The following is a 26,423-nucleotide window of genomic DNA, read 5'->3' on the forward strand; positions in this document are numbered from 1 at the left end:
ACCCAGCCGCCAACGCCGCGGCGGCCCCCGCCAACCCCGCCGGGTAACGTCATGAACTGTCACCCATGTTCCGCGACATACGTGTCACCGATGTTGCGCGACAGAACAGTGACGCTCAGCGTCATGCACCGCGCCCAGAACCGTCGAGTCGCCACCCAACGGCGTGTTTCACGGGAAACATCACCGGGTGCCGAACGACCCTCCGCGTCTCGATCCGGTCGGCATGCCTACACTGAGGGCCCCGAGGCGACCAGCCCGGAACCGTGCACTCATGACCGACTCCGACGCCTTCTCCCCTCGTGCAGACGACCGCCCGGGTGACTCGTCCGCTGCGACGGTCGTCCCGATGAGCACCGATGTCGTGATGGACGAGCCGTCCGACCTGCCGTCCGACCCTCCGACCGACCCCCAAACTGATGAGCCTGCGACCATGGACGTTGCGTCGACCGCCGAGCCCACGGACGATGCGGTGGCGACCGACGCCACCGAGCCAGCTCCCAGCCGACGGAAGTACCCACTCCCCCGCGTGCTGGCGGTCGCCAACCAGAAGGGCGGCGTGGGCAAGACCACGACCACGGTCAACGTCGGTGCCTGCCTTGCCGAGCTCGGCCAGCGGGTGCTGATCGTCGACCTCGACCCCCAGGGCAATGCGTCCACCGGGCTCGGCATCGAGAACCGGGGGCTCGAGACGTCGATGTACCACGTGCTGATGCAGGACGTGCCGCTCGAGAACTGCGTCGAGCCCACCGACGTCAAGGGCCTCTTCGTCGCTCCGGCGAGCCTCGACTTGGCCGGTGCCGAGATCGAGCTCGTCCCCGCGTTCAGCCGTGAGACGCGATTGCGGAGAGCCATCGAGGCCGTCCTCGATGACTACGACTACGTGCTGATCGACTGCCCGCCCTCGCTCGGATTGCTCACCGTCAACGGCCTCAGCGCCGCCGGCGAGGTGCTCGTCCCGATCCAGTGTGAGTACTACGCACTGGAAGGTCTCGGTCAGCTCCTCCGCAACGTCGACCTCGTCAAGCGCAACCTGAACGCGCAGCTGCACGTGAGCACGATCGTCTGCGTGATGTACGACGCCCGCACGAAGCTGGCCGATCAGGTTGTGAGTGAGGTTCGTGACCACTTCGGCGAGAAGGTGCTCCGCACCGTCGTGCCGCGGTCGGTCCGCCTGTCCGAGGCGCCCTCGTTCGGGCAGCCGATCACCACGTTCGACCCCCGTTCACGTGGCGCCATCGCCTATCGAGACGTTGCCAAGGAGGTGCACGATGACTCGACGCAGCGGGTTGGGTAAAGGGCTCAGCTCCCTCATCCCCCAGGCCGAGCACGTCGCCGTCGACGGCGACGCCCCCGTCCTCACCGAGATCGCCGTCGGCGCGATCAGCCCCAACCCACATCAGCCGCGGGTTCACTTCGACGAGGAGTCGCTGGCCGAGCTCGCTGCGTCGATCAGCCAGATCGGGGTCCTGCAGCCGGTCCTCGTCCGGCGGGTCGACGACGGCTACCAGCTCATCGCCGGCGAGCGGCGCTGGCGGGCAGCCAAGCGGGCTGGACTCGCTGCGGTGCCGGCCGTCGTCCGCACCACCGACGACATCAGTGCGGTCGAGCAGGCGCTCGTCGAGAACCTGCATCGCCAGGACCTCACCGCGCTGGAGGAGGCGGCTGCCTACCTGCAGCTGATCGAGGATTTCGAACTCACCCACGACGACGTGGCCAAGCGCGTCGGCAAGAGCCGCTCGGCGGTCACCAACACGCTTCGCCTGCTCGGACTCCCTCCCGAGGTGCAGCGCCTCCTCGCCGACGGCAAGCTCACGGCCGGTCACGCCCGGGCGTTGTTGAGCACGCCCGACCGGGCTCGCCAGGAAGAGCTGGCCCGCCTCGTGGTCGAGGAAGGCTGGTCGGTCCGCGCGACCGAGGAGGCTGTTCGTGGTGGGGGAGAGGACACCGAGCCCGACGTGGCCGAGCCGGAGGCAGCGCCCGCACCGCGACCCGTCGACGGCGCCGGCCTCACCACGGCGACGCGTCTGCGCCCGCCCGGCCTGCTCGAGCTGGAGCAACTGTTGGCCGATCATCTCGACACCCGCGTCGGCGTCCAGATGGGCGCCAAAAGGGGCAAAGTGACGATCGAGTTCGCCGATCTCGAGGACCTCGAACGCATCTACCGACGTATCGCCGGCGAGTAGGCCGCGACTCGGCCACCCAACGTTGCTCGTCCGGGCCCAGTCTCACGTGCGACTTGAGGGTTGCCGGGAGCTGGTGACAACCTCGTCTCTAGGTTTACACAGGCGTGGACAACGGTGTGGATAACTGGCCAGGCACCAGATCACCGCAGCGTACGGCCTGTGGATAATGGCGCAGCCGTGTGGGGAGACTCGACCCCGGCTTCAGACGGGTGTCGATGCCGTTGGTGACTCGGTCCACGCGATCATCGCCTCGACGACCGCATCGGTGATGGCCGCGGCGGCGTCGGTGACCCGCTGTACCGGCCCCAGCGAGCAGACGACGGCGGTCATCCGGGTCTCGCGGAGCACCGGAAGCCGCATCCCGGCGGTTCGGGCCAGGTCGAGCACGCTGGCGGTGTCGAGGGCCTGGCTGAGTCGGCAGGCCAGTGCCCGTCCACCGGCCGAGTGGAAGCCGGCACCCTCGACGTCGGTGGAGTAGTAGGCGATCGTCGCCCGGGAGGTCGCGTGGGCCTCGAAGCCCAGGTAAACGTTGGCGGCGTGGCGGTTGGCCGCTGCGGCCTGCAGTGACGGATCGAACTCGTCGACAGCGATCACCTTGGCCCCACGGGAGCGGAGCTCCTGGGCGACCGAGCGCGTCAGCGAGCTGAGACCGCCGAACTGGCCGACCACGACGCGCAGGCCGTGCAGTGTGGCGCTCACGCTGCCCAGCTGCTCGAGCTCGCGGATCGTGGCCACGCCCGGTCCCGAACCGGTCCGTGAGCTGTTGATGTCGAGGGCCCGCGCCGTCGCCGCCCCACAGACTCCGTCCGCGTCGAGACCGCAGTTGCGCTGGAAGTCTTCGAGCGCGCGGGCCGTCCGGGCGCCGAAGATGCCGTCGACCCGCCCGCAGTCGAACCCGAGGCGCCCGAGCTGCGATTGCAGCGTGCTGACGTCGTCACCGCGGAGATTGGGCGCGACGAGCTTGAGAGGTCGGTCACCGAGGCGCCAGGACGCTTCGACGAGGGCGAGCCAGGTCGCCTCGTCGCAGAGTCCACTCTCGTGGAGACCGCGCTGCGCCTGAAAGGCCCGGACGGCGGCCTCGGTGGACGCGCAATAGGACCCCGGTTCGGCTCCGACCGGTGCGAATCCAGCGCCGCCGAGGCGCCGCTGGAGGTCACGAATGGCTTCGCCGTGCTGGCCGGGCGTCAGTGAGTGGAAGCCAGAAATTCGTCGAGCTCCTCGAGCAAGTTGCTCTTGCCCCGCGACCCGACGATCCGCTTGCTCACCTCACCACCGTTGAACACCAGCATCGTGGGGATGCTCATCACGTTGAAGCGCTGGGCGAGCTCAGGGTTGTCGTCGACGTTGACCTTGGCGATCGTCAGCTGATCGGCGTTCTCGGCGGCGATCTCGGCGAGGATCGGGGCGACCTTCAGACACGGGCCACACCATTCCGCCCAGAAGTCCACGAGGATGGGCTTCTGCGAGCTCTGCACCTGCTCGTCGAACGTGCTGGTGGAGAGATTGACGATTCCTGCGGACATGGGCACTTTCCTTTGCAACGTGGGAGACCGATGAACCGCTCCGAACGTGCGGACCGATCCTACCGAGCTACAACAGCCACACGGGCCGCGGCATTCCAGAACACCGGCGAGCGACATGACCGTGCGGAATGATGGTTCGCGTACAGTCCGAAGAGAGATCCCCGAACGAGATCTCGAAACCCCCACGAGTCGTGCCGGCTGACGGCGAGTGAACCGACGCACCAGTGCGGATTCTGGTCGTGTCCGCGATCGTCGGGGTGCGGTGTCCTCGACGGCGGGAGGAACTTTGATGAACACCCCGCGGCTGCTGCGTCAGCGTCGGCGTGGGTCGTCGCGCCAACGGCAAGCCGACTTCCCCCGGGCAGCGTTGGGTACGAGACGCCCATGAGTGAACCGCGAACTGCCGTTGCAGTCTCTGTGCCGGACGAACCCCAGCGTCCGGACCCTTCCGACCCAACCGTGCCGGACATCCCCGACCCACTTCCGCTGCCGCCCGATCCTCCTGACGAGCCGGTCAATCCCCAGGCCTAGAGCGTCAACTCACGCCAGGTCCCACGCCTGCAGCGCGGAGACGAGAACGTCCTGGCTCGCCGAACGTCGCCGCTCTCTGACCTCGTACCGGCGCGCCGAGACATGACCACCCGCTCGGTGAACTCGACGATGAACCATGGCCGCGGGGTCGGGAACGGCGGTGTTTATCATCACCACATGCTGCTCGGCCGGGCCAGCGAACTGGCCGCCCTCGTCGCCCACGCCACCGAGGTCGTCGGCGGCTCGGGCCGGTTGATCGAGATGATCGGTCCCGCCGGGGTCGGCAAGTCCACCGTGCTGTCGGCGCTCGTCACGCAGCTCCGCAACGACGGGTTCGTCGTGTGGTCCCATTCGGCAACACGGGCCGAGCAGTCTCTGTCATGGACGGCGCTGGCGGCCCTACTCCCACTCGTCAGCCGGGAGCTGTTCGACGGTCTGGACACCTCGCGACGGCGGCACCTCGAGTCGATCATGGATCCGGATCCGGCCGCCCCCGTGCAACCTCACGGTGTCGCCGCGGCGCTGGGGAATCTGATGTCGACGGCGGCGATGAGTCGCCCCCTGGCGATCGTCCTCGACGACGAGCAGTGGCTCGACGTGGCGAGCGCGGGAGCGTTCACGTTCGCGGCCCGGTCGCTGCCCAGCCACCCTCTGATCATCGTCATCGCGCGACGGCCGGAGGAGCCGACGACGATTGCCGCCGCCGTCGCTCCTGCGTCCCGCTTCGAGTTGCGGCTCGGCCCGCTCGATGCCGATGTGCTCGCCGACATCATCGGTCCGATCACGGGCCCTGCGACCCCGCGCCATGTGCTGAGGGCCCTGTGCGAGCGGGCGGACGGCAACCCGATGTTCGCTATCGAGCTGGCCCGTCAGGTGGCTGCCGGCCGGCCGCTATCGCACGCCTTGACGCCCCGCTCGTTGCTCGAGGCGGTGCGGCCCAGCCTCGATGCCCTCACTCCCGAAAGCAGGACCGCGCTTCAATTCGCCGCGCTCTTGGCGGTCCCCGCCGTTGACGTCATCGGCGCCGCGCTCGGCACGGACGACGCGCTGGCCGTGCTCGGCCCGGCCGAACGGGCAGGCCTCGTCGAGCTGTCCGGGTCGAAACCTACGATCGTCCGCTTCACCCATCCCGCCATCCCTGCGGCGGCGCTCGCGACGCTGTCGACCGCCGAACTCCGGGCGGCCAATACGGCGCTGGCCGGCCTCGTCGGCGATGCCGAGAGCCGCGGCATGCACCTCGCTGCGTCGCAACCCGCCGTCGATCGTCTGGTCGCCGCCGACCTAGAGACTGCAGGCGACCTCGCCGTACGGCGTGGTGCGCCCCACTCGGCGGCGCATCTCTACGGCGCGGCGGTAGCCGCCACGCCGCCTGATCGCGACGCCGAGCTCCGCCGACGGCAGTTCGCCCTCGCCGACGCTCAGCGCCTCGGCGCTCAGCACGGTGAACTCCTCGACACGCTGGCAACGATCACGGTCGCGGACGGGTCGGACGACGCTGAGCGTGTTGCGACCATGCGAGTGTCGGCGATCGCCACCGTCAAGGGCCTGGCGGCCGCCCGGTCACAGGTCATCGACGACCTCACCTGGATCCGGGACCCCAATCGTCGCATGACGCTGTTCGGCAGCCTCGTGCAGATCGAACGCCTCGACCACCTCGACCGCGGACTCGACACGGCGCTGCGAGCTGCCCACGACGCCCGGCGCTACGGTGTCGACGAGGCGATCGAAGGGGCATCACTCGCCGTCGCCGCCTCGCGAGCCCTGGTCGGCGAACCCGTCGATGTCGACACGACCGTCAGGCTGGCCGAGACGTGGCCCGAGCCCGCGTTGCTGAGCTACGCCACCGACGAACTGCTTCGGCTCCTCTGGTTCGTCGGCGACGCCCGGGGCATCGACTGGTGCGAACGTACCCGCGCAGCTGCGATCACCGCAGGGTTCGCCGCCCAGGAGATACAAGGGCTGATCCTGCAGGCCGGGCTCCATCCGCCTCGCGGCGACTGGGCGCGCGCCGAACACATCCTGCGTGACATCCTCCGCCACGAACTCAGCGCGGCGTCAGAGCGTGCCGACCTCGCGTACGTCCTGGCGACCACCGGCCGCACTGACGAGGCCCGACAGATGCTTGCAGCGATCGAATCGTCCGAGTTCCAACGCGGCCGGACCAACGCGTTCTTGGTCCAGGCACGCCGGGGCATGACGTCGTTCACGCTCGGTGACGGCGACGCGCTCGATCAGCTCGAGCTGGCCGACCAGCTCGCGGCCGAGATCGGTCTGCGCGGCCCGCGGGTCGTGCCGTACCGCCGGGACCTCGTCGAAGCACTCACGATGGCCGGCCGGCTCGACGACGCGCAGACGGCTGCCGACCGCCTGAGCGTCGACGCCGATCGCTGCCAGCTCGACAACGCCCGTGCCGACGCCGACGCAGCCCTCGCCGTTGTCGCCGCAGCGACCGGTGACGCCGACCAAGCGGCCCGTCTGTTCACCCGCGCGGCAAAGGTTCACGACTGCGACGGCGATCGCTACGAGCTCGCCCGCACCCAGCTCGCGGCCGGCCGGGCCGCCCGCCGGGCCCAGCGTCGCAGCGAGGCGCGACGCTGCCTCGACGAAGCCGCTGCGTTGTTCTCCGACATGGGCGCGGTCCCCTGGCTGAAGCGATGCCAGATCGAGGCCGCTCGCATCGGCGGACGGCCGAAGCGCTCGGCGGCGCTCACCCCCACCGAGCGCCAGATCGCCGAACGGGCCGCCGCCGGCGCGACCAACGCCGAGATCGCCGCGGCGATGTTCGTCAGCGTGCGCACCGTCGAGTCGAACCTGTCACGGTGCTACCGCAAGCTACAGATCCGATCACGGGTCGACCTCGCCGCCGCCCTCAGCCGAATCGACGCGGTACGTCCCACACCAGATGGTGAGTTCCGAGTCGTGGACAGCGCTCGTCCGCCGCCGTCGAAGCCGGTATCCCGCACCTTCCCGGACAACGAGGATCAGCGGGATACTTCGTCCTAGCGGTCTGTCGCCGGATTGGTAAGGATGTCTCGCTTGCTGGATCTCGCCGCTGGCTGCGTTGCTCGTCCTCGAAAGACTGGGTGTATTCCTTCGTCCTCGCGCCTTGCCAGCGACGAGCCCAGCGGCGCGATCCACCTCACCAACTCGACGGCAGACCACTAGAAATACGTTCACGCCACGGCCCACCTTGGGCTCGATGACGCCGGACGCTGCAAGTGATTGGTCAGCGACGGGGCGGGAACGGGCCGGTACCGCGGCCACCGATGACTCCAGGTGCCCGTGGTGGGGGTGGCGGCAACGCGGTGGGACGCGGCGGTGGGGGAGGAGGGTCGGCGCCGACGGCGCGCAGGGCCGAGCCGATGATGACGGCCGACGCGGCGAGGACGCCGAGGGCGGCGATCAGGCCGGGCGAGGGCAGGCGGATCAGGCCGATGACGGTGCACACGGCCGCGGCGCCGGCGCCGAACATCGTGCGCATGGCGATGGCACGCAGGTGGATCCGCTCGGCGGTCCGGTCGACCACACCGACGCTCGACCACATGCGGGCGAGGGAGATCGTCTCGCAGGAGGTGAAGGCGGCGATCCCGGCCAGCGAGGTTCCGATGAGCGTCGGCTCCGTGTCGATCAGGCTGAGCCCGGCGGTCGTGACGGCAGCCAACGCCGTCACGATGAGGGCGCCACGGACGAAGGCCGCGGTGACGGCGGACGCGACGCCGACGATGGCGAGGAACGTCTGCCAGCCCTGCGGCGACTCACCCGTCATCGGCAGGAGGAAGGCCCCGAAAGCGAGTACTGCGCCGGCGACGATCAGCAGCGACCGTGCACCCGTACCGATGCGATCGGTCGACACGAGACATGTGAATTTGTTTTCGAGAACGGAGCTCTGACTGTTCATCTGTCGATCACCCGGACCTCGACATCCGGCGTTGCGCTTGGCGCTGGGCGGCGGCGTCGACGACCGCGTCGAGGCTGGCACCGCGTTCCCATCGCACGACGGTGATTCCCGACCGGCGGAGGCGTTCGGCGCGGTCTTCCACCGTGACGTCGAACAGGCGACGCGCCAGCTCCTCGGTCGGTGTGGTGGGCTCGGCGATCAGGTGGCCGGTGCCGAGCTGGATGACGGCGGTCTCGCGGCCCCGGGCTTGCAGGCGCTCGATGTGCGGGAGGTACCGGCCGTCCCACAGCGGTGAGATGAACACGACGAGGGCGGCCGGGGGAATGCGCCCGGCGTCCACCGGGTCGGCTCGCACCCTGCCCGACTCGAGGGCATCGCCGACCGACAGGAGCGTCTCCAACACGGTGTAGCGCGCCCGCGCGCCGCCGGCCGGCGACAGCCAGACCGGCACGCGGCCGACCGTGGTGACACCGACCCGATCCTGCGCGGCGAGGTGGGCACGGGCGATCGCCCAGGCGGCCCGGACCGAAACGACGATCGCCTGTCGTGACGTGGTGGAGAGCTCGTAGCTCGGATCGATGAACGTGTCGAGCAGGACGACCACCTCACCGGCCCGCTCGGGGTGGTAGCGGTTGACGATGGGTGTGCCCGTCCGGGCCGTGGCGGCCCGGTTGAGGTCGCGCAGGCGGTCACCCGGCTGGTAGTGCTGGAGCTCGGCGAAGTCGAGACCGTGGCCGACGCTGCGGCGGGCGGTGTGAAACCCGGCCATGGCGCGCGAGCTGCGCGGCTCGAGCAGGCTGCTCAGCCTCGCCGCAGTTGGCAGCACCATCAGCCGGGGCCCGCCGAGGGCACGACCCTCCCAGTACGTCAGCGAGTAGGGGTCGCGGACGCGCACGGCGGTGGGCGCGAGGAGGAAGCTGCCCCAGCGTTCGGCACGGACGGCGAAGTCGGCCGCCGGGTGGTGGCCCCCGCCCGCTACCAACTCGCATCCGAGGACCCCGTCGACCGGCCCGAGGATCGTGAGGTCCGACGAGGGTCGGGCGAGCAGTTCCACGGTGACCCCGCCGCGCAGCGGCACGGTCGACTGGGCACCGAATCGTCCGGTGACGGTGTCACCCTCGATCGCTCGGTCCTCGTCGAATTCGACGGTGAGGGCCACCGCCGAGAGTGAGTCGTCGTTGCGCCGGCCGAGGGCGAGGGCGATGGCGAACGGCGCGGCGAAGGCGGCCAGCTCGGCACGGCCCGAGAACAGGGCGATGACGAGGGCACCGGCGACGACGATCGAGTACGCGACGAACCGGTCGTCGCGGCGGTGCACGAGCTGGACCGGCTGCTGCCAGCGACCGTCGACCGGTTCGACCGTGTCCGGTCCGGACGTGGCCATCGCGGTCATGTCGGCGCGGAGACTCCGGCGGCGCAGCGTTCCACCACCGACTCCGGTTGTACGTGCCGGGCCCACGCTTCGGCCGTGAGCACGAGCCGGTGGGCCAGCGCCGGGATCGCCAGCCGCCGGACGTCGTCGGGCGTGACGAAGTCGCGGCCGCGGATGAGCGCCGACGCCCTGGCCAGCTTCAGCAGGGCGAGGCTGCCGCGTGGGCTGGAGCCCACTTCCACCTGGCGGTCGCCGCGGGTGGACCGGACGATGGCGACGACGTAGTCGACGATCGCCGACTCGACGTGCACGGACTCGACGGCGGCCTGAGCGGCGAGGAAGTCGTCCGTGGTCATCGCCGGCTCCAGATCGACCTCGTCGGTACGACGCTGGATCCGCCGGGACAGCAGCGCGGACTCGTCCTGTTGGCTGGGGTAGCCGATGCGCGTGCGCAGGATGAACCGGTCGAGCTGGGCCTCGGGGAGGGGATAGGTCCCTTCGGACTCGACCGGGTTCTGTGTGGCGATCACGAGGAACGGCGCCGGCAGTCGATGCGTCGTCGTGTCGACGGTGACCTGGCGTTCCTGCATCGCCTCGAGCAACGCAGCCTGAGCCTTCGCCGGAGCCCGGTTGATCTCGTCGGCGAGGACGATCTGGGCGAAGATCGGACCCGGCTGGAACCGCGACCCGTTGGTCTCCAGGTCGAGGACCATCGCGCCGGTGATGTCAGCCGGGAGGATGTCCGGCGTGAACTGCACGCGTGAGAACTCCATGCCGGCCGTGGCCGCGAGCGATCGCGCGCTCAGCGTCTTGGCCACGCCCGGGAGGTCGTCGAGCAGGACGTGGCCGTTGGCGAGCAATCCGGTGACGATCAGCTCGAGCGCGTCCCGCTTGCCGACCACGGCACGCTCGACGGCGTCGAGCCAGCGAGCGACGAGCTCGGTGGTGTGCTGCGTGGACAGCGACGGGGCGGCGCTTGCGGTGGGCGGGGGAAGCAGGGTCATCGGAAGCTCCGTTCGTCCGGGGGAGTCGGTCACACGTCGATCGGGTCGGGGGTCACAGGGCTTCGATCTCGGTGAGGAGGGCCGGGAGGGCGTCGCCACGGATCATGGTGGGTTCGGAGGACGGGGCGGCCAGTACGGCGAACAACTCGGCTGACACGATGGGACGGAGCCAGTCGGCGTCCTGTTCGGTGACGCGCCGACCGTGGCGCAAGGCGATGCGGTCGCCGGCGATGCGGCGCAGCGCCCAGAACGTGGGAGGCGGGACGGTCCGCCGGGGGTCGAAGCCCTTCATCCCGTTGAGGATCGAGGTCAGCTCGCCGGGCAGTTCGGCCGCCGTGCCGCCCGGACGGTGCTCGAACGGCGAACGCAGGGACGGCTGCGGCACGCGGCTGACGATGGCGATGAACGCCTCGACGACCATCGCGGCGAGGACGACGCCGGCGAGCACACTGACGAGTGGTCGGGCGGCCTCCGGCCAGGCGATCGCCAAGATGCCCAAGACAGCGGCGAGGATGGCGACCCATTTGACCGTCAGGCCGACGCGCCGGTGGCGCGGGAGCCACGCCGGCGGTGGACCAGTGCCCTCGTGCGGGGCCGGTGTCGGCGTCGGGGCGGTCATCGGACCGCCGTCCCACCGGACGCACGAGGCGGGGGATTCGGCGCCGTCCCACCGGGATCAGCGGTCGCCTGCCGCCGACGGAGGAGATCCTGGGACTCGCGGAGCGCCTCGAGGGCCTCGTTGCGCTCGCGTTCGGTGATCTCGTGCGTGCTGTAGCGGGCGAGGGCGAAGAGCCGGAGGAGCTCACGCATCGGCCGAGGCTCGATCTGGAGACCGTGCAAACAGCGCTCGAGATGCTCCTCGGGCGCTTCGAACGAGCGGCGGGCGAACCCAGCCTCGGACAGCGCGTCGAGGAGGACGGCGTAGGCGGCGCGGATCCCGAGGCGCGGATCGGGGTGGCCGAGCAGCGTCTCGATCGACTCCTCGATGGCCGCCTCGGCCGCATGGTCGTCGACGGCGTCCGCCTCGGGCTCGCTGTCTGCGCTCGGGATGTCCGGTCGATGCGTTCGATCCCGCCGGGCGAACGACACGATCCCCCAGGCGACGGCGGCCACGGCGGCGGCGATCAACAGCGTGAGCAGCACGTACAGCACGGTCTTGCCGACGTCGTTGTCGCGGTCCCGATCGTCGTCTCGGTCGTCGTCTCGGTCGTCGGTCTCGTCGTCGGCGCCAGGCCGGTCGCCGTCGCGATCGATGCCGGCGCCCGATTCCCAGTCATCGGGGATGCCGTTGCCGTCGACGTCGTTGAACAAGGATTCCTCGTCGACACCGGCACGCGGAATGGCACGCAGCATGGTGGACGACATCCGGATCAGCCGATCGGTGCTCCCGTCGCACGTGAAGTCGAGATGGATGCCGCCCTGAAGGTCGTCGGCGCCGAGCGGGCCGTCGGCACTCGGCGCCTCGTCGTCGTGGGGCGGGCAGGGAACGAGGCGACCTTCGAAGTAGCCGTCACCATCGCCGTCGAACGCGATGATCGGATTGCCGTCGTCGTCGAGATCGGGCCGGCCGTCACCATCGGCATCGACGAAGGCGGCCTCGGCGTGTTCGGAGACGCCTCCGGGCACGCGGCCGGGAGCACCGCCCGACTGTCCCGCCTCGCCCGGGTTCGGTGCCGGCTCGTCGGTGTCACGTCGGGGTTGTTCGGGGTCGGCACTGCGGGCGGTCGCGGCGCCCAGCATCGCGCCGAGCGCGACGAGCAGGCTGACGACCGCGGCCAGGGCTGACGCGCCGACGCCGAGACGACGCCACCAGCCACTCCGGCGGAGCGCGAGCACGGCGCCGGCGGCGAGCAGCAGGCCGAGCCCCGCGCCCACCAGTCCTCGGATGACCGCGGATCGGTGATCGACATCACCGTCGCGAGGCATCCAGATGATGCCACCGGCGGCCGCGGCGAGGGCCACGATGATGATGCCCCCGCCGATCAGGGCGCTCGACGGTGACACCGAGGACCGGGGCGGGGGGATCGGCGCCGGCGGAACCGCGATCGGATCGACGGTCGGAGGAGGCAGCCGTTCGAGCTCCGGCGTTCCACCCGCCGCAGGAGGGAGATTGCTCTCGTTCATGCGATGTGGACGACAAGTGTCGTCGTTTTCGACGCTCGCCGAGGCCGCCAGGATCGCGCAGATTCGCCGGATTGGGTCACCGCGGCAACGCGCGGCCTCACCCGGGACGGTGGCGCGTCGCCACGTCGATGCGTCAGTGCTGCGCTTCGAGCCAGCGTTCGGCGTCGATGGCGGCCATGCAGCCCGAGCCGGCGGCCGTAATGGCCTGCCGGTAGGTGTGGTCCTGCACGTCACCGCACGCGAAGACGCCCTCGATGTTGGTGGCCGACGAGCCCGGCTGGGTGATCAGGTAGTCGTTCTCGTCGGTGTCGAGCACACCCTTGAACAGATCGGTGTTGGGCCGGTGGCCGATGGCGACGAACAGGCCGGTGACCGGCAGGGTGGTCGTCTCGCCGGTCTTGACGTTGCGCACGACGGCACCCTCGAGGCGGTCGTCGCCCACGAGGTCGTCGACCACGGTGTTCCAGAGGAACTCGATCTTGGGGTTCGACAGGGCCCGTTCCTGCATGATCTTCGAGGCCCGCAGCGTGTCGCGGCGGTGGATCAGCGTCACCTTGTCGGCGAACTTGGTGAGGAACGTCGCCTCTTCCACGGCCGAGTCACCACCGCCGACCACGGCGATGTGGTGACCGCGGAAGAAGAACCCGTCGCATGTGGCGCACGTGGACAGACCGTGCCCGAGCAGGCGCTGCTCGGCCTCGAGGCCGAGCATGAGCGAGCGGGCGCCGGTGCTGACGATGACCGACTTGGCCTCGTACACCGTGTCGCGCACGTACACCTTGAACGGGCGCGCCGACAGATCGACCTTGGTGACCTTCTCGGTGAGGAACTCGGCGCCGAACCGCTGGGCCTGGGCGCGGAAGTTGCCCATCAGCTCGGGACCCATGATCCCGTCAGGGAAGCCGGGGAAGTTCTCGACCTCGGTGGTGAGCATCAGCTGGCCGCCGGGCTGATCGCTCGAGCTCGACGGCTCACCCTCGATGACCAGGGGGGCGAGGTTGGCGCGGGCGGTGTAGATGGCGGCGGTCAGGCCGGCCGGGCCGGAGCCGATGATGACGACATCGCGCGGCTCGGTGACGGCGGGGGTGGCGGTTTCGGTGCTCATGACGATCTGTTTCTCACGGACGAGGGTGGTTCAGGATTGGGCGCTGTTGCGCTTCCTCAATACAAACAACCCGGCGAGCCCGAGGATTCCCCCGACGATGAGGTAGCTGACGTAGACGGAGCGCTCGTGGGGGAGGCCGAGGTCGAGGAGTGCCTGCAGGCCCCGCGTGGCGATGATGAGGAGCAACACGACCACGACGATGCCGAGGATGGCGGCGAGGGCTCCGAACACGATGTAGCGCGTCGCCTTGAGGATCGGGGTGGTGGTCTTGTCCCGGACGCCACCGACGACGCGCTCGACAGTGTCGGCGAGGTCGCTGGCCCAGTTCGGATCGGTGAACGGATTGCCGGGCATGGCCCGCGACCTTATCGGCCACCGCGAGGCGACTGCGTTGCCGGTGGGACCGGAGGGTCAGCCGGCAGGCGTGCTCGACGACGTGGTCGACGTCGTCGTGGTGACGAGCGAGGGTTCGGCGGTGTCGACGACGAGCTCGCAGGTGACCACGTCGAGTCCGCCGTACGCCGGTGATTCGCCGGCGACGCCGACGTCGACCACGGCGATCGGGTGCTCGGTGCCGTCGTCGGTCACGTAGGTGGCGTCGGATCGGAGGGGCTCCGACCCCGGCGTGAGGCAGCGGGTCACCGCCTGCGGGAGCGACAGCGGCGGCACGGTGGTGGTCGGCGTGTAGTTGGCGACGGACGAGTCCGGCGCGGCAGCGGCGGCCATCGTCATGTCGGCGACGAGAAAGCCGTCGGTGAACTCGACGAACTCGTCACGGCCGCGCAGCACTGGTGGCTCGGACGGCGTGGCGAACCCAGGGTCACCGGACACCGCCGCGCTCGGCGCAACCAGCTCCGCCGGCGACGAGCTGACTGCAGCAGCCGCAGGCGGGGCGCCGACGTCGGCGGCATCGGCAGACACGGCGTCGGTGTCGGAGGCGGCGACAGCGGCCGACTCGGCGAGCGAGTCAGGTGTTCCGCCGGCTGCGTCGGGAGCCGGAGCAGGAGGTAGCGCAGGGATCGTCGTGGCGGGGGGCGCCTCGCCAGCGGGGTCATCGGGCCCTCCGGGCGCGGCGTCGTTGGCGGGCTCCTCGGCGTCGGCGGCGTCGTCGGCCTCGGTGACCCGCTGCGTGACGGACGGACCGCCCTCGGCGGCGGCCGTCGTGACCGTGACCATCGCCGCCCCCGTCGTGGCGGGAGCGACGGTGACCGCCGGGCCGGCTGTGCCGCCCGTGCCCACAGCACTCGGCAAGCCGGCGATGGAGGTGCGGGCCGTCGCCTCGTTGATGGCGTCGTTGGTGGGGGCCTCGGCGTCGTCGCGCAGCAGGGCGATGCCGCCGGCGAGCACCACGACGGCTGCGGCGGCCACGCTCACGGCGTGGCCGAGACGGAAGCGCCGACGCGGGGCCAAGGGCACCACCAGCGCATCGCCGTCGTGGACCGACGATTGGTCGAGGCCGGCCAACACCGGCGCCGGCGGGACGGCCGGCGGTGGCGTGGCCGGCATCAGCTCGGTGCCTGCGTCGTCGGACTCGTCGACGTCGCCGAACGCCCGCATCTCGTCGAACGCGGCCAGGGCGGCGGCGATGGCGTTCTCGCGGGTGGCCGGCGCCGGGGGATCGGCGTCGGCCATGGCGGCGCTGATCGCCCGCAACTCGCGCACAGCGGCGAGGAGCTCGCTGTCATTCTCGACGCGCGCGCGCTCCTCGTCGGTCACGGCGCCGTCGAGGTAGGCGCTGGCGAGCTCGAACTGTTCGTCGGTCATGGCGTGCGGGGTCCGTCCTCCGCGGGCGGCGGATGGTCGGGTGAGGTAGCGCTTGGACGACCGGAAGGTGGGGTTTGGTTCCCGCCGCTCCCTTCGGTGTCGTCGTGACGTAGGGCACGGGCGAGGAGCATTCGTCCTCTGGCGATCCGGGACTTCACCGTCCCGACGGGGACGCCGAGGGTTTCGGCGATCTCGGCGTAGTCGAGGTCGCCCACGTCACGCAGGACGACCGCGGTGCGGAACTCCTCGGGCAACGCCGCCAGTGCGGCGTCGAGCGCCATGCGGTCGCCGGCGCCCTCGACGAGTCGGTGGGACAGGGGATCGGCCTGCTCGAGTGCCGGCCCGTCCTCGTCGGTGACCGCGTGCAGCATCGGTCGTCGCCCGCGCCGCCGGGCCTCGTCGAGGGCGGCGTTGGTGGCGATCCGGTAGATCCACGTGGTGAACGCGGCCCGGCCGTCGAAGCGGGGGAGACCTCGCACGATCGAGATCATCGCCTCCTGGGCGGCGTCGTCGGCGTCGCGGCTCGAACCCGAGACGCGCCGGCAGATGGCGTGCACGCGGTCGTAGTGGCGGCGCAGGAGCGCGTCGAGAGCACTGCGATCACCTGCTTGCGCAGCGGCAACCAGCGTGGCGTCGTCCTCCGTCCCGATGATGGTCATGACACTAGACAGCGCGGGCGAATCTCATCGGGGAGAACGCTCGGTGTCCGGCCGTCACGCCGCAGTGAACGTGATCTCGGAGATCGAGCCGCGGTGCGGTCGGGCGTCGCTGCATCCGCTGTCGGGGCCGATCTCGACGAACCAGAGCAGCACGTTGCTCGCGGCCGTCTCGATCGGCACCTCGACCGTCCCGGGCGTCGCCGCGTTCCGGCGGGCGATCTCGGTGCCCCACGCATCCAGGCTGGCCGGCGCCGCTCCGTCGGAGGCGAACACGAACACGTTGTAGGGCGCGGTGCCCACCTCGAAACGCAGCGTTCCGGTCGCCGCCGCCGACAGTGACACGACGAGGCCGACACCCGGCTTGCCGGTGTACTGGTTCGAATAGCACTCGGTGATCCAGCCCGTGGTGGGGTTGCCGTCGGCGAGGGCCGCACTGGCCAGCTCGTTCATCTCGCTGCCGTCGCCGAACGGGTCGAAGGCGCTGGCCGCGGTGATCCTCGCCGTGACACCGGCGACCGGCGGCGCCGTGGTCGCGCCGTTCACGCCGACCGGTGGAGTCACGGCGTCGGTCGGCGCGTCCGCCGCGCCGGCCACGGTGGCCGGCGGGGAGCCGCCCTCGCGGTCGTCGTTGGGACGGATCGCCGCCCACAGGATGAGCGCCACGACCAGCCCCACGGCGAGGAGCAGGCAGATCAGCACGAACGACGGGGCGAACCGCGTCTGCATGTCCCGGGCCGGGCGGCCGCGCAACTTGGGCCCGGCGGTGGGCGTGAGGTCGCGGCCCCGGCCCTGGTCGTAGGGACCGGGAGCCGTCCTGGTGGGCTCACCGGCGACGGCGCGGGCCGCGCTCTCGCGTCCGGCGCTGCGATCGGCGCGGCGACCGGCCGGACGGACCGGGCTGGTGACGCGCCCCGGGGCTGGCGCGGCGGCCGCGTCGGTGTCGTCGAGGAAGGTGGTGGGCTCGGCCGCCACGTCCTGGAGGATGGTGCGGAGCTCGGCGCCGGTGGAGGGGCGACGGTTGGGGTTGCGCGACAGCAGGCGGTGGATGAGCTCGACGAGGCCCTTCGACAGCGTGGGGCGGAGCCGGGCGAGATCGGTCGGGTCGCGCTGCAGGCGGGCGAGGGCGGTGTCGGCGTCCGTGGACCCGACGAACGGCACGCGCCCGGCGAGGCACTCGTAGAGCACCAAGCCGAGCGAGTAGAGGTCGGCCCGGCCGTCGAGCTTGCGGCCACGGACCTGCTCCGGCGACAGGTACTTGGCCGTGCCCATCATCACGTTGTCGCTCGTGAGGTCGTCACCGCCGTCGAGCCCCTTGGCGATGCCGAAGTCGGTGAGCAGCACGCGGCCGTCGGGCGTGACCATGATGTTGCCCGGCTTGACGTCGCGGTGGACGAAGCCGGCCTGGTGAGCGGCGTCGAGCGCGGCGGCCACGCACATCCCGATGTGGATCGTCAGCTCGGGGCTGAGACGGGTTTGCACGTCGAGGATCTGTCGGAGGCTCTTGCCGTCGACGAGCTGCATGACGACCGCCTGGCGGCCGTTCTCCTCGAACACGTCGTGGACGGCGACGATGTTGGGGTGATGGAGGCGGGCGACCGCCACCGCCTCGCGCCGGAACCGCTCGGCGACCACGGGATCGGTGGCCAGGCTGGGCTTGAGCCACTTGACGGCGACGCGCCGGTCGAGCGAGATGTCGACGGCCAACCACACCTCGGCCATCCCGCCCTGGGCCAGGCGGCGCTCGAGGCGGTAGCGCCCGGCGAGGACGATGGGTGTGCTGCCGCTGCCGCCCGCCGTGGACCCTCCCGACGACGTCGGCGACGCCCGCGGCGTGGGAGGAGGTGTCGTCGAAGCGGGCATTTCGCCACGTCACGCTAGTTGCGGGCACCAGTCAGATGGCGGAGGGTGACCCCCTCCACGGTCAAACCGCGGCCGGGTTCCGCCGTGGGAGGCGACCGGACGGCGTTGGCTAACGTCGGTCGGCGTGATTGGCATCGTCACCGACAGCTCGTGCGACCTCCCCGACGAGATCGTCTCGCGGTTCGGGATCGAGGTGGTGCCGTTGAGCATCCGCTTCGGTGACGAGGAGCTGATCGATCGCGAACAGTTGAGCACGGCGGAGTTCTGGCGACGCTGCGCGTCCTCGCCCGAGTTGCCGAGCACCGCGGCACCGTCCCCTGGTCGGTTCGAGCAGTCGTACCGGCGCCTCGCCGACGCCGGCCGGCGCGAGATCGTCACCATCACCCTGTCGGGCGCGCTGTCGGCGACGATCCAGAGCGCCGAGCTGGCCGCCAAGGCGGTCGCCGGCGACGGGATCTCGGTGACGGTGGTCGATTCCCGCACGCTCACGCTCGGTCTCGGCACCATTCTCATCGCCTGTTCCGAGCTCGCCGAGGAGCTGGGTGATCTACCCGGCGCCTACGACTCGGTCGTCGGGCTCGCCCGCGATCTCGTGCCTCGGACGCGGATGTTCGGCGCACTCGACACGTTGGAGAACCTGAAGAAGGGTGGGCGCATCGGGGGTGCCAAGGCGCTGCTCGCCACGGCCCTGTCGATCAAGCCGCTCATCGAGGTCCGTGACGGCGAGGTCGCCCAGGCGGGCAAGCAACGCACCCGGTCCAAGGCCCTGCAGTTCCTCGTCGACAAGGTCGCGTCGCAGCAGGGCCGGATGGAGCACCTCGGGGTCCTCCACGCCGACTGCGACGACGTCGACGAGTTCGTCGCCCGGCTGCAGCCGTACTACGACGGAGAGATCGTCGTCGGCCAGATCGGGCCCGTCATCGGTGCCCACACGGGTCGCGGCACCATCGGCGTCGCCTACCACGAGAAGTAGACCGCGTCGGCCCGACGGGGTCGATCAGTCAGGCCCGCGGGACTCGGCGGCGTCCGGCGAAAGCGTCGGCCCGGGCTCGAGCCGCACGGATCCGGCACCCCCGTCGCGTCCGGTGCGGCGACGCTTGCGGAAGTGCCGGTACCACCACGATGCGAGGGCGAGCAGGGCGCCGATCGTGACGACCCGGCTGAGGCCCGACAGTCCGGTGACGTCGGCCTTGAGCACAACCGGCCGGGCGAGCGGCACGTCGCTCGGCGTGAGCACGCTGACCTCGACGCTGAACGTGCCGTTCGAGCGAGCGGTCACCGGCACCTTCACGAGGTTCTCACCCGGCGTCAGGGCCTGCTCCAGGTCCTCGGTCTCGAGCTTCGGGGAGGCGACGCGGACCACGACGTTGAGCACCTGGTCGGAGTTGTTGACGATGCGCAGCGGCAGGTCACTCGACGTGCCGGTGATGCGGAAGGTGAAGCGCTCGGGCGGCACGATCGCGTCGAGGTAGCTGTCGATCTCGGCCTCGATCGCCGACAGTCGCCGGCTCGCCGTGTCGTCGTCGACGGTCGTCGACAGGAGGCGGACGAAGTCGCGGTCCCACGTCGCCGCAGGTCGCTGGTCGGTCAGCATCGAACGGGCGGCGTCGGCCGCCTCGCTCGCAGCGTCGATCGCGGCCGCTCGCTCCGTGAGGTCGACGGCGGGCTCGACGCCTGCTGGCAGCACGTCGTCGCGAGCGGCCGCCCCGACGGACCCGATGATGTGGGAGGCGGGCACCACGTTGACGCCGGGTGACGACGCTGCGTGCCGGGCGAAGGCGGCGGTCACGGCGGCGTTGCCGACGCCCTCTCCGGGGGCGAGCACGAGGGCGGGGGTGTCGGTCGTGTCGCGCACGAGGAGGGCCTCCACGAGGAGCCGGACGGCGGCGTCGTTGGGCGATACGTCGGCGCTCGGCGTGGCGAGGCGATCGCCGAGACTGCTGATCACGATGCCCGGCAACGTCGAGCCGTCGGCCAACGAGAGCGCGAAGACGTCGGCTTCGGCGCCCATCGCTGCCGCCACGTCGGCGGGCACCACCACGAGTTGCACGCCGAGGTCGCGCAGCGCGTCGGCGCCCCCTTGGGACAGCGGCTCGGCGGCGAACCACACCGAACGCGACGGCGTGGCCTGCGGGCTGGCGGCGGCCAGCATCTCCTCGCCGGCCCGCAGCTGCTCGGTGAACAGGCGTGTGCGGCCGATGCCGACGATCGCCGAGGGATCGAGCGGCACGAGCGGTCGAGCGAGCAACTGGTCGCCGATCAGCTGCTCGGCGAGACGGCGCGAGACGTCGTCGGCAGCGGGCGGGACCGATCCGTCCGCGGCGCCCGCCGTGGTCGACCCGGTGGGCGCCGAGTCACCGGCTGTGGCATTGGGCTCGGTATCCACGACGACGTCGGTGGCGTCGGTCTGGCCGTCGCCGGATGTGGTGGCGACGCCGCCGGATGCTGTGGTGGCAGCGGGTCGGGCGACCGACGGCGGGATGCTGACGGTGAGCGGCGCGTTGGTGGCGGCCGCGACGTCGACGACCTGCTGGAGCTCGCGCGCCGCGGCAGCCAGCGCTTCGTCCGTGGCCCAGGGTCCCGGGTCCTCGACGGTGGCGAGGAGGGCGATCGGGAAGTTGGGCGTCGGGACGTCGTCCGGTGCGGTGACGAGCACGTATGTGACCGTGCTGGCGATCACTTCGCCGGCGATCTCCACGTCGACGGTCAGGGGATGGATCCCGCTCCGCCCGGCATCGAGGGCGGTGCCCGACGCCTCCTCGTCCAGCGTCACGCGCACCGTGACGGTGCCGGTCGCCGATCCGGCATCGGTGTCGACGGCGAGATCGAGGGGCATCGCGGTGGTGTCGACCGCGTCCCCGGGATCGCCCCCGTCGACGTCGTCGAGATCGTCGACGTCGTCGAGTGGATCGTGGATCGTGACGGTCACCGTTCCGCCATCGCTCGGTGGCGTGGTGCCGCCGGGCGCGGCGAATCCCTGCGCGTCGGCGACGGTGGTGCCCGCCGACGGGGCGCCGCCGGCGGCCACCGTGGAGGTGGAAGGGGCGCCCGGCGCGGACGCCGGCTCCGTGGTGGTGCTGCTCGTGGAGGTTGTCGACGGCGTGCTGGTGGTCGTCGTGGTGGTGGTGGTGGTCGTCGTCGCCGCCGCGGCGACGGCGTCGAGGACCGATGGCGCACCGGTGAGCTCCAGGTCGAGCGTGAGCTGGGAGCCCGCCGTGACGGCGAAGGTCTGATCGGTCACCACGAGCGAGGCCGGTGCCTCACCCGCCCCGGCCGCGTCCGCCTGGACCGCGGCACCCACGAGGGCCACGGCGGCCGCGACGACCGCCGCCGCCGAGATGCGCCGGGCGCGGTCAGCGGTCGCGGACATCGAGTTCGAGGACTTCCAATCGGTCGCTCATCGATCGGAACCCGACGGAGCGGTACAGGGCCAACGCGGCGCCGTTGTCGACGGACGTGTTGACGAGGCAGTCGCGCAGGTGACGGCGCCGCATCCAGTGCAGGGCGTCGATAGTCAGCGCCCGGCCGTGGCCGCGTCCCTGCTGGTCGGGACGGACCGACAGGCGTTGCAGGTAGCCGTGCTCCGACGATGCCCCGGCGATCGCCACGGCGACCAGCTCGCGGCGCAGGAAGCCGCGACGCTCGACGCGGGCCCGCGCCTGGAATCGCGGTGTCGCGAAGCGGATCTGGTCGAGCTCGGCGGCGTCGTGGCCCCACCGTCGACCGAACGCCGCCTGGTCGATCCGGGCCGCGGCGTCGAACTCGCGCGTCCGCAGCGACACGGTCGACACGTTCGACGGCGTCGACGCGCCGGCGGACGAGCCGAGACTCGTCTGGACCTGCGCGTCGTCGAGTTCGGCACGAAGCAGTTCGAGCGTGTCGGCGACCACGAACCCAGCTTCGCGGAACCGGGCTGCCGACGACGGAAACAACGCGGAGGTGCGGATCGTCGACACCTCCATCGCTCCGGTGGCCGCTCCGACGATGGTGCGGATCCAGCGTTCGATCTCGTCGTGCGACGGCACCACCGAGTCGTCGGCGAGCGACAGGTGCATCACGGCGGAATCGAACGCGGCCCGGCGGTACCAGGCGGCGGTTGCGTTGCCCGAGCCGAGCGGAGCGCCCCTGTGTCCACGTGCTCTCACCGCTGCGCCACGGTACTCGCCACCACCCGAACCTCACCGCCGGTGCTGGCCGCCCGGTGGCCCGTACGATTGCAGGAGTGACCGTGATCACCGCGACGCATCCGTTGTTCCTCGAGCATCTGACGGGTGCCCACCATCCCGAGCGCCCGTCGCGCCTGTCTGCGGTCACGTCGGCGCTGGCCTCACCGACGCTCGCCGACGCTGTCGTGCCCATCGAGCCCACCCCGGCGACGCGGGCCGATCTCGAACGCGTCCACCCCGCTGACTACCTCGACCGGCTCGAAGCGCTGAGTGAGGCCGGCGGAGGGTGGATCGACGCCGACACCAAGATGAGCGAGCAGTCGGCCCCGGCGGCCGCCCTGGCCGCCGGGGCCGGGCTCACCGCGGTCGCCGCGCTGCAGCGTGGCGAGGGTTCGGCGGCGTTCTGCGCGGTACGGCCTCCCGGTCACCACGCCACCCGCCGCGAAGCGATGGGGTTCTGTCTCGTGTCCAACATCGCGGTCGTTGCGGCTTCCCTCGCCGACGCAGGTGAGCGCGTGTGGATTTTCGACTACGACGCCCACCACGGCAACGGCACCCAAGACGTGTTCTACGACGACCCGCGCGTGTTGTTCGTCAGCACGCACCAGTGGCCGCTCTACCCCGGCACCGGGCGTCGCACCGAGACCGGTGCCGGCCCCGGCGTCGGCACGACGGTCAACATCCCGCTCCCACCGGGCGCGACGGGAGACGTCTACCTGCAGGCCTTCGACGAGATCGTCGCCCCGGCCGTCGAACGCTTCGCCCCGACGTGGCTGTTGATCTCGGCCGGCTTCGATGCCCATCGGGACGACCCGCTCACCGAACTCGGGCTGACGTCGGGTGACTTCGCCGCCCTCACGGCGAGGGCGATCGGGCTCGTCCCGCCCGGTCGCATCCTGGCGATGCTGGAAGGTGGCTACGACCTCGAGGCGCTCGCGGCCAGCGCGGCGGCGGTGGTGGGGACCCTCGCCGGGATCGACGTGCCGGCCGAGGGCCTGAGCAACGGCGGGCCGGGCCGCGAGGCCGTGGGCGAGATCCGCGAGCAATGGGAGCGTGCCGCGTCCGAGGCGCCCTAGTGATCTAGCGACACCCGCAGCTCGCGCCGCTGCATCTACGGTCCGCGCCGCGTCGATCCGGTACCTTGTGGTGCACCCGTATGCGATTTTCACGCGCCGCGCTGCTGGCCAGACTGGCCGGCGACGATTCGCCGGGCCTCGTTCTGCTCGAAGCGCCTTCCGGCTTCGGCAAGTCGTGGCTGGCGCGTCGGCTCGCGCCCAGCGGAGCGCTCCGGGCCCGGGGCGAACTGCCGCCCCGTGACGAGATCGAGCGTGGTGACGTCCCGGGCGTCGTCATCGATGACGCCCACCTGCTGAAGTCGGCCGACCTCGACGACCTCATCGAGCTCATCGAGGATTCGAGCGACGGCCTCCGACTCATCGTCGCCGGGCGGTTCCTGCCCGATGCCCTCCACGAGGCAGCCCACCTCGTCGACGGTGTGATCCTCGATGCCGCGGCGATGTCGATCACGATCGACGAGGTGCTGGCCGAGGCCCCGGAGATCGACGCCGACTCGGCCGACCGCATCGTCACGGCCGCCGAGGGTTCGGTGCGGATCGTCGCCATCCTGCTCGATCAGCTCCGCACCGATCCGACCGCCGACGCGGTGCTGACCGCCCACCAACTCGTGCGGACGGCGGCGACCTCGGCGCTCCAGCAGCTCAGCCCGAGCGACGGCGAGCTCGTCAGCCTGCTCGCCAGGACCCACGGATTCGACCGCTTTCTGCTCGACAAGCTGGGCGGAGCGGGATTCCTCGAGCGCGTGGTCGACGCCGGCGTGCCGATGCGCCGCCAGGCGGCCGGCGGGATCGCCCTCGGCAACGAGGAGTCATACCGCACGCCCGTCGTCGACACCGTGGCGGCGGGACGGCTGGCCACCGAGCTGCTGGCTCGTGGTCAAGCCATCGACGCCGCGGGCGTCCTGCTCGATGCCGGCGCCCACGACCGGGCCGCCCGGATGCTCGCCGAGCTGCCCGAGTCGATCATCGACACCACCGAGCCGCGCCGCCTGATGGCCCTGCTCGCCCGGCTCGGCACGGCGGTCGAGGACGACGCCGCACTGCTGTTGTTGCGGGGCGCCGGCGCCAAGCGCATCGGCCGGCTCGATCAGGCGAGCAGCGACATCGCTCGCGCCATGCGTCTCGTCGAGCGCTCCGACTCACCCCTGCAGCGGCGGGTCGCCGTATGGCACGCCGACCAGCTCTGGGCCCAGGGCCGCCTCGGGGAGGCCGAGCGGGCGGCGTCGGACGCGCTCGTCAACCTCGGTCCGGGCGAGGATCTCACGCTGGCCGCGGCGCATCACGTGCTGGCCAGCATCGCCTCGTCGTCGGACGGCCGGGACGACCTCCAGCGCGCGGCCAACGAGTACCGCATCGCCATCTCGGCGTGGGAAGGGGCCGGCGAGCGCGCTCGCGCCCGCCACGCCCGGACGAACCTGGCGGCGGGGGCCCTCGTCCCGCTCGGTCGGTTCGAGGAGGCTCTCGCCCAGCTCAGCCAGGTGCTGGCGATGCCCGACGTGTCCGACGCCGAGCGCCTGTGGGCCGTCTACTACGAAGGCTTGGCGCTGTACCACGCCAACCGTCTCGACAGTGCCGAGGCGCGGTTCCGGCGCGTCGGTGATGTCGGCCGGTTGCAGGACGACTCTCAGCTCGTCGCCTCGGCGGCGTGGGCCAACGCCCTGGTCGCGGCGAGGCGTGACGATCTCAATGCCACCCTCCGCCAGATCTCCGTGGCCGAGAACACGGCGCTCGGTGAGAGCGACGACGTCTTGGGCGTACCGTTCCTCTGCGACGTGAGCGTGGTGATCGGCGGCCTGGGCGAGCTCGACATCGCCAAGCGCTATCTCGACGCGGCCACCGAGCGCAGCGGGGTGTTCCCGGACCAGATCGCCTTCGCCCGCTTCGCCTACGACGCCCGCTGCGGCCGGTCCGTGGACGTCGAGGCACAGCTGCGGCGCACTCCGCCGATGGAGTACTGGCGAGTCGAGCTGCTCGGGGCGGTGAGCGCGGTGCATCGCGGTGACCGCAGCGGCGCCGACCGCCACGTGGTGGCCGCCCAGCGAGAGCTGGTGGCCCTCGGCTTGAGCGACTTCGCCGCCCTGGGCGAACGTCGGGCGGGAGAGTTGGTGGCCTCGTTCCTCCGGGCCGATCCGAACCCGCCGGCGGCCGTGGACGAGCCGGCGCCGGCGCAACCCACGAGCATCAGCCGTTCGGCACCTGCGGCGCGACCGAGTTCGGGACGCCGCCTGGTCGTCATCGGTGGCACGATGACGGTGCACGACGGCGACGAGCAGGCGCCGGTGCCGCCTGGCAACCCACAGCGGCTCGTCGGCGCCGTCGTCGCGTTCGGAGGCTCGGCGACGTTCGACCAGCTCAGCGACGCGATCTGGGGCGACGACGACGTCGAGTCGAGCCGCGCCCGGCTGCGCAACGTGCTGTTGCGGCTGCGGCGCGGGGCCGGCGACGTGGTCGTCCGCTCAGGCTCGGGTGTGCGCTTGGCTCCCGACCTCACGTGCGACATCCACGAGTTCGAACGGCTGGCCAGCGACGCCCTGGCGGCGGCTCGATCCGACCCCGATCTGGCCGGTCATCTGGCCGAGACGGCGGTCGGGATGATCGACGGTGTCGTGTTCGCCGACTTCGAGTACGAGGAATGGGCCATGTCGGCGCGTCGCCGCGTCGATCAGAAGCTCATCGGGCTGTTCGACCTGCTGTCGATCCAGGCCGAGGATGCCGGCAACCTGCCACTGGCTCAGGCGTACGCCGAGCGGGCGGTGCGGATCGACCGGTATGCCGATTCCCGCTACGTACGGCTCGCCGAACTCTTGACGATGCAAGGCCGCAATGCCGCTGCCGTGGCGGTGTTGGAGGACGCCAGCGAGGTCGCCCGCGAGCTCGGAGGAGCTCAGCCGGCAGAGCTGGTGAAGCGTCGGGACGCTCTCGTTCGTCGAGCGGCGTCCAGCTGATCGCGGCCGTCTCCGGCCTGCGGATCAGAGTCCGGTGCCGCGAGGGCCGCCGCGATGGGGGGTGGTCATCGGGATCAGAGTCCGGTGCCGCGAGGGCCGCGATGGGGGGTGGTCATCGGGATCAGAGTCCGGTGCCGCGAGGGCCGCCGCGATGGGGGGTGGTCATCGGGATCAGAGTCCGGTGCCGCGAGGGCCGCCGCGATGGGGGGTGGT

Annotated in this window: 20 protein-coding genes and 1 pseudogene; 6 read left to right on the forward strand and 15 right to left on the reverse strand. The window is 71.1% G+C overall.

Translation table 11 applies throughout. The features are described from left to right. Positions 1-346 precede the first annotated feature (346 nt). Both DN771_RS27835 and DN771_RS27840 read left to right on the forward strand, forming a co-directional pair. The gene (locus DN771_RS27835; protein ID WP_227462504.1) at positions 347-1,294 is read left to right on the forward strand and encodes a ParA family protein; all 948 of its coding nucleotides are present in this window, start codon (positions 347-349) and stop codon (positions 1,292-1,294) included. Continuing rightward, positions 1,269-2,183, forward strand: a complete 915-nt coding sequence (locus DN771_RS27840; protein ID WP_117000846.1) for a ParB/RepB/Spo0J family partition protein — start codon at positions 1,269-1,271, stop codon at positions 2,181-2,183. Before DN771_RS27835 ends, DN771_RS27840 begins: the two co-directional genes overlap by 26 nt. A 201-nt stretch (positions 2,184-2,384) precedes the next feature. Here DN771_RS27840 and DN771_RS27845 read toward each other — a convergent pair whose 3' ends face one another. The 3 genes and pseudogenes from DN771_RS27845 to trxA all read right to left on the reverse strand — a co-directional run bounded on the left by DN771_RS27845 (position 2,385) and on the right by trxA (position 3,706). Beyond that, a complete protein-coding gene (locus DN771_RS27845; protein ID WP_227462505.1) occupies positions 2,385-2,918 on the reverse strand; it encodes a hypothetical protein in 534 nt (177 codons plus the stop codon). A 48-nt stretch (positions 2,919-2,966) separates the two neighbouring features. Further along, positions 2,967-3,389 (reverse strand): annotated as a pseudogene (locus tag DN771_RS30955) (peptidoglycan-binding domain-containing protein); the annotation flags it as partial. After that, positions 3,368-3,706: a thioredoxin gene (gene trxA, locus DN771_RS27855; RefSeq protein WP_117000847.1), complete on the reverse strand. Its 339-nt coding sequence runs from the start codon at positions 3,704-3,706 to the stop codon at positions 3,368-3,370. The gene trxA and the pseudogene DN771_RS30955, both read right to left, overlap by 22 nt. A 708-nt stretch (positions 3,707-4,414) precedes the next feature. Between trxA and DN771_RS27860 the strand changes: the two genes are divergently transcribed. Next, entirely contained in the window at positions 4,415-7,240 is a 2,826-nt protein-coding gene (locus DN771_RS27860; RefSeq protein ID WP_162942506.1) for a helix-turn-helix transcriptional regulator, read from the forward strand. 223 nt (positions 7,241-7,463) lie between these two features. Here DN771_RS27860 and DN771_RS27865 read toward each other — a convergent pair whose 3' ends face one another. The 10 genes from DN771_RS27865 to DN771_RS27910 all read right to left on the reverse strand — a co-directional run bounded on the left by DN771_RS27865 (position 7,464) and on the right by DN771_RS27910 (position 18,023). Next, positions 7,464-8,090, reverse strand: a complete 627-nt coding sequence (locus DN771_RS27865; protein WP_117000849.1) for a hypothetical protein — start codon at positions 8,088-8,090, stop codon at positions 7,464-7,466. 52 nt (positions 8,091-8,142) lie between these two features. Next, positions 8,143-9,528, reverse strand: coding sequence for a DUF58 domain-containing protein (locus DN771_RS27870; protein WP_117000850.1), 1,386 nt, complete (start codon positions 9,526-9,528; stop codon positions 8,143-8,145). Continuing rightward, positions 9,525-10,511 carry an AAA family ATPase gene (locus DN771_RS27875; protein ID WP_117000864.1) on the reverse strand — a complete coding sequence of 329 codons (987 nt, stop codon included), beginning with the start codon at positions 10,509-10,511 and terminating at the stop codon, positions 9,525-9,527. The genes DN771_RS27870 and DN771_RS27875 overlap by 4 nt, the downstream gene beginning before the upstream one ends. Positions 10,512-10,563: 52 nt before the next feature. Continuing rightward, positions 10,564-11,130 carry a hypothetical protein gene (locus DN771_RS27880; RefSeq protein WP_117000851.1) on the reverse strand — a complete coding sequence of 189 codons (567 nt, stop codon included), beginning with the start codon at positions 11,128-11,130 and terminating at the stop codon, positions 10,564-10,566. After that, positions 11,127-12,635 (reverse strand): DUF4129 domain-containing protein, encoded by a 1,509-nt coding sequence (locus DN771_RS27885; protein WP_117000852.1) that lies wholly within the window; start codon positions 12,633-12,635, stop codon positions 11,127-11,129. Before DN771_RS27885 ends, DN771_RS27880 begins: the two co-directional genes overlap by 4 nt. Before the next feature lie 133 nt (positions 12,636-12,768). Next, the gene (gene trxB / locus DN771_RS27890) at positions 12,769-13,740 is read right to left on the reverse strand and encodes a thioredoxin-disulfide reductase (protein WP_117000853.1); all 972 of its coding nucleotides are present in this window, start codon (positions 13,738-13,740) and stop codon (positions 12,769-12,771) included. 30 nt (positions 13,741-13,770) lie between these two features. After that, positions 13,771-14,094, reverse strand: coding sequence for a hypothetical protein (locus tag DN771_RS27895; protein ID WP_117000854.1), 324 nt, complete (start codon positions 14,092-14,094; stop codon positions 13,771-13,773). Positions 14,095-14,151: 57 nt separating this feature from the next. Continuing rightward, positions 14,152-15,504 (reverse strand): hypothetical protein, encoded by a 1,353-nt coding sequence (locus DN771_RS27900; RefSeq protein ID WP_117000855.1) that lies wholly within the window; start codon positions 15,502-15,504, stop codon positions 14,152-14,154. Continuing rightward, positions 15,501-16,163 carry an RNA polymerase sigma factor gene (locus tag DN771_RS27905; RefSeq protein WP_117000856.1) on the reverse strand — a complete coding sequence of 221 codons (663 nt, stop codon included), beginning with the start codon at positions 16,161-16,163 and terminating at the stop codon, positions 15,501-15,503. Before DN771_RS27905 ends, DN771_RS27900 begins: the two co-directional genes overlap by 4 nt. Before the next feature lie 54 nt (positions 16,164-16,217). Next, positions 16,218-18,023: a serine/threonine-protein kinase gene (locus DN771_RS27910; protein ID WP_117000857.1), complete on the reverse strand. Its 1,806-nt coding sequence runs from the start codon at positions 18,021-18,023 to the stop codon at positions 16,218-16,220. A 124-nt stretch (positions 18,024-18,147) separates the two neighbouring features. Here DN771_RS27910 and DN771_RS27915 point away from each other — a divergent pair, with 124 nt between their 5' ends. Beyond that, entirely contained in the window at positions 18,148-18,996 is an 849-nt protein-coding gene (locus DN771_RS27915) for a DegV family protein (RefSeq protein WP_117000858.1), read from the forward strand. Between the two features lie 24 nt (positions 18,997-19,020). Here DN771_RS27915 and DN771_RS27920 read toward each other — a convergent pair whose 3' ends face one another. Next, complete coding sequence (locus DN771_RS27920) at positions 19,021-21,393, reverse strand: hypothetical protein (RefSeq protein WP_117000859.1); 2,373 nt, start codon at positions 21,391-21,393, stop codon at positions 19,021-19,023. Next, positions 21,377-22,168: a GNAT family N-acetyltransferase gene (locus DN771_RS30225; protein WP_191912196.1), complete on the reverse strand. Its 792-nt coding sequence runs from the start codon at positions 22,166-22,168 to the stop codon at positions 21,377-21,379. Before DN771_RS30225 ends, DN771_RS27920 begins: the two co-directional genes overlap by 17 nt. A 77-nt stretch (positions 22,169-22,245) precedes the next feature. On the opposite strand from DN771_RS30225, the gene DN771_RS30230 reads away from it, so the two are divergent. Together DN771_RS30230 and DN771_RS27935 are read left to right on the forward strand one after the other, a co-directional pair. Continuing rightward, positions 22,246-23,265, forward strand: coding sequence for a histone deacetylase family protein (locus tag DN771_RS30230; RefSeq protein ID WP_205528811.1), 1,020 nt, complete (start codon positions 22,246-22,248; stop codon positions 23,263-23,265). 80 nt (positions 23,266-23,345) lie between these two features. Beyond that, positions 23,346-26,210 carry a BTAD domain-containing putative transcriptional regulator gene (locus DN771_RS27935; protein ID WP_117000861.1) on the forward strand — a complete coding sequence of 955 codons (2,865 nt, stop codon included), beginning with the start codon at positions 23,346-23,348 and terminating at the stop codon, positions 26,208-26,210. The last annotated feature ends 213 nt before the right edge of the window (positions 26,211-26,423 follow it).

The sequence above is a fragment of the Desertimonas flava genome (genome assembly GCF_003426815.1).
Taxonomy (GTDB): Bacteria; Actinomycetota; Acidimicrobiia; order Acidimicrobiales; family Ilumatobacteraceae; genus Desertimonas; species Desertimonas flava.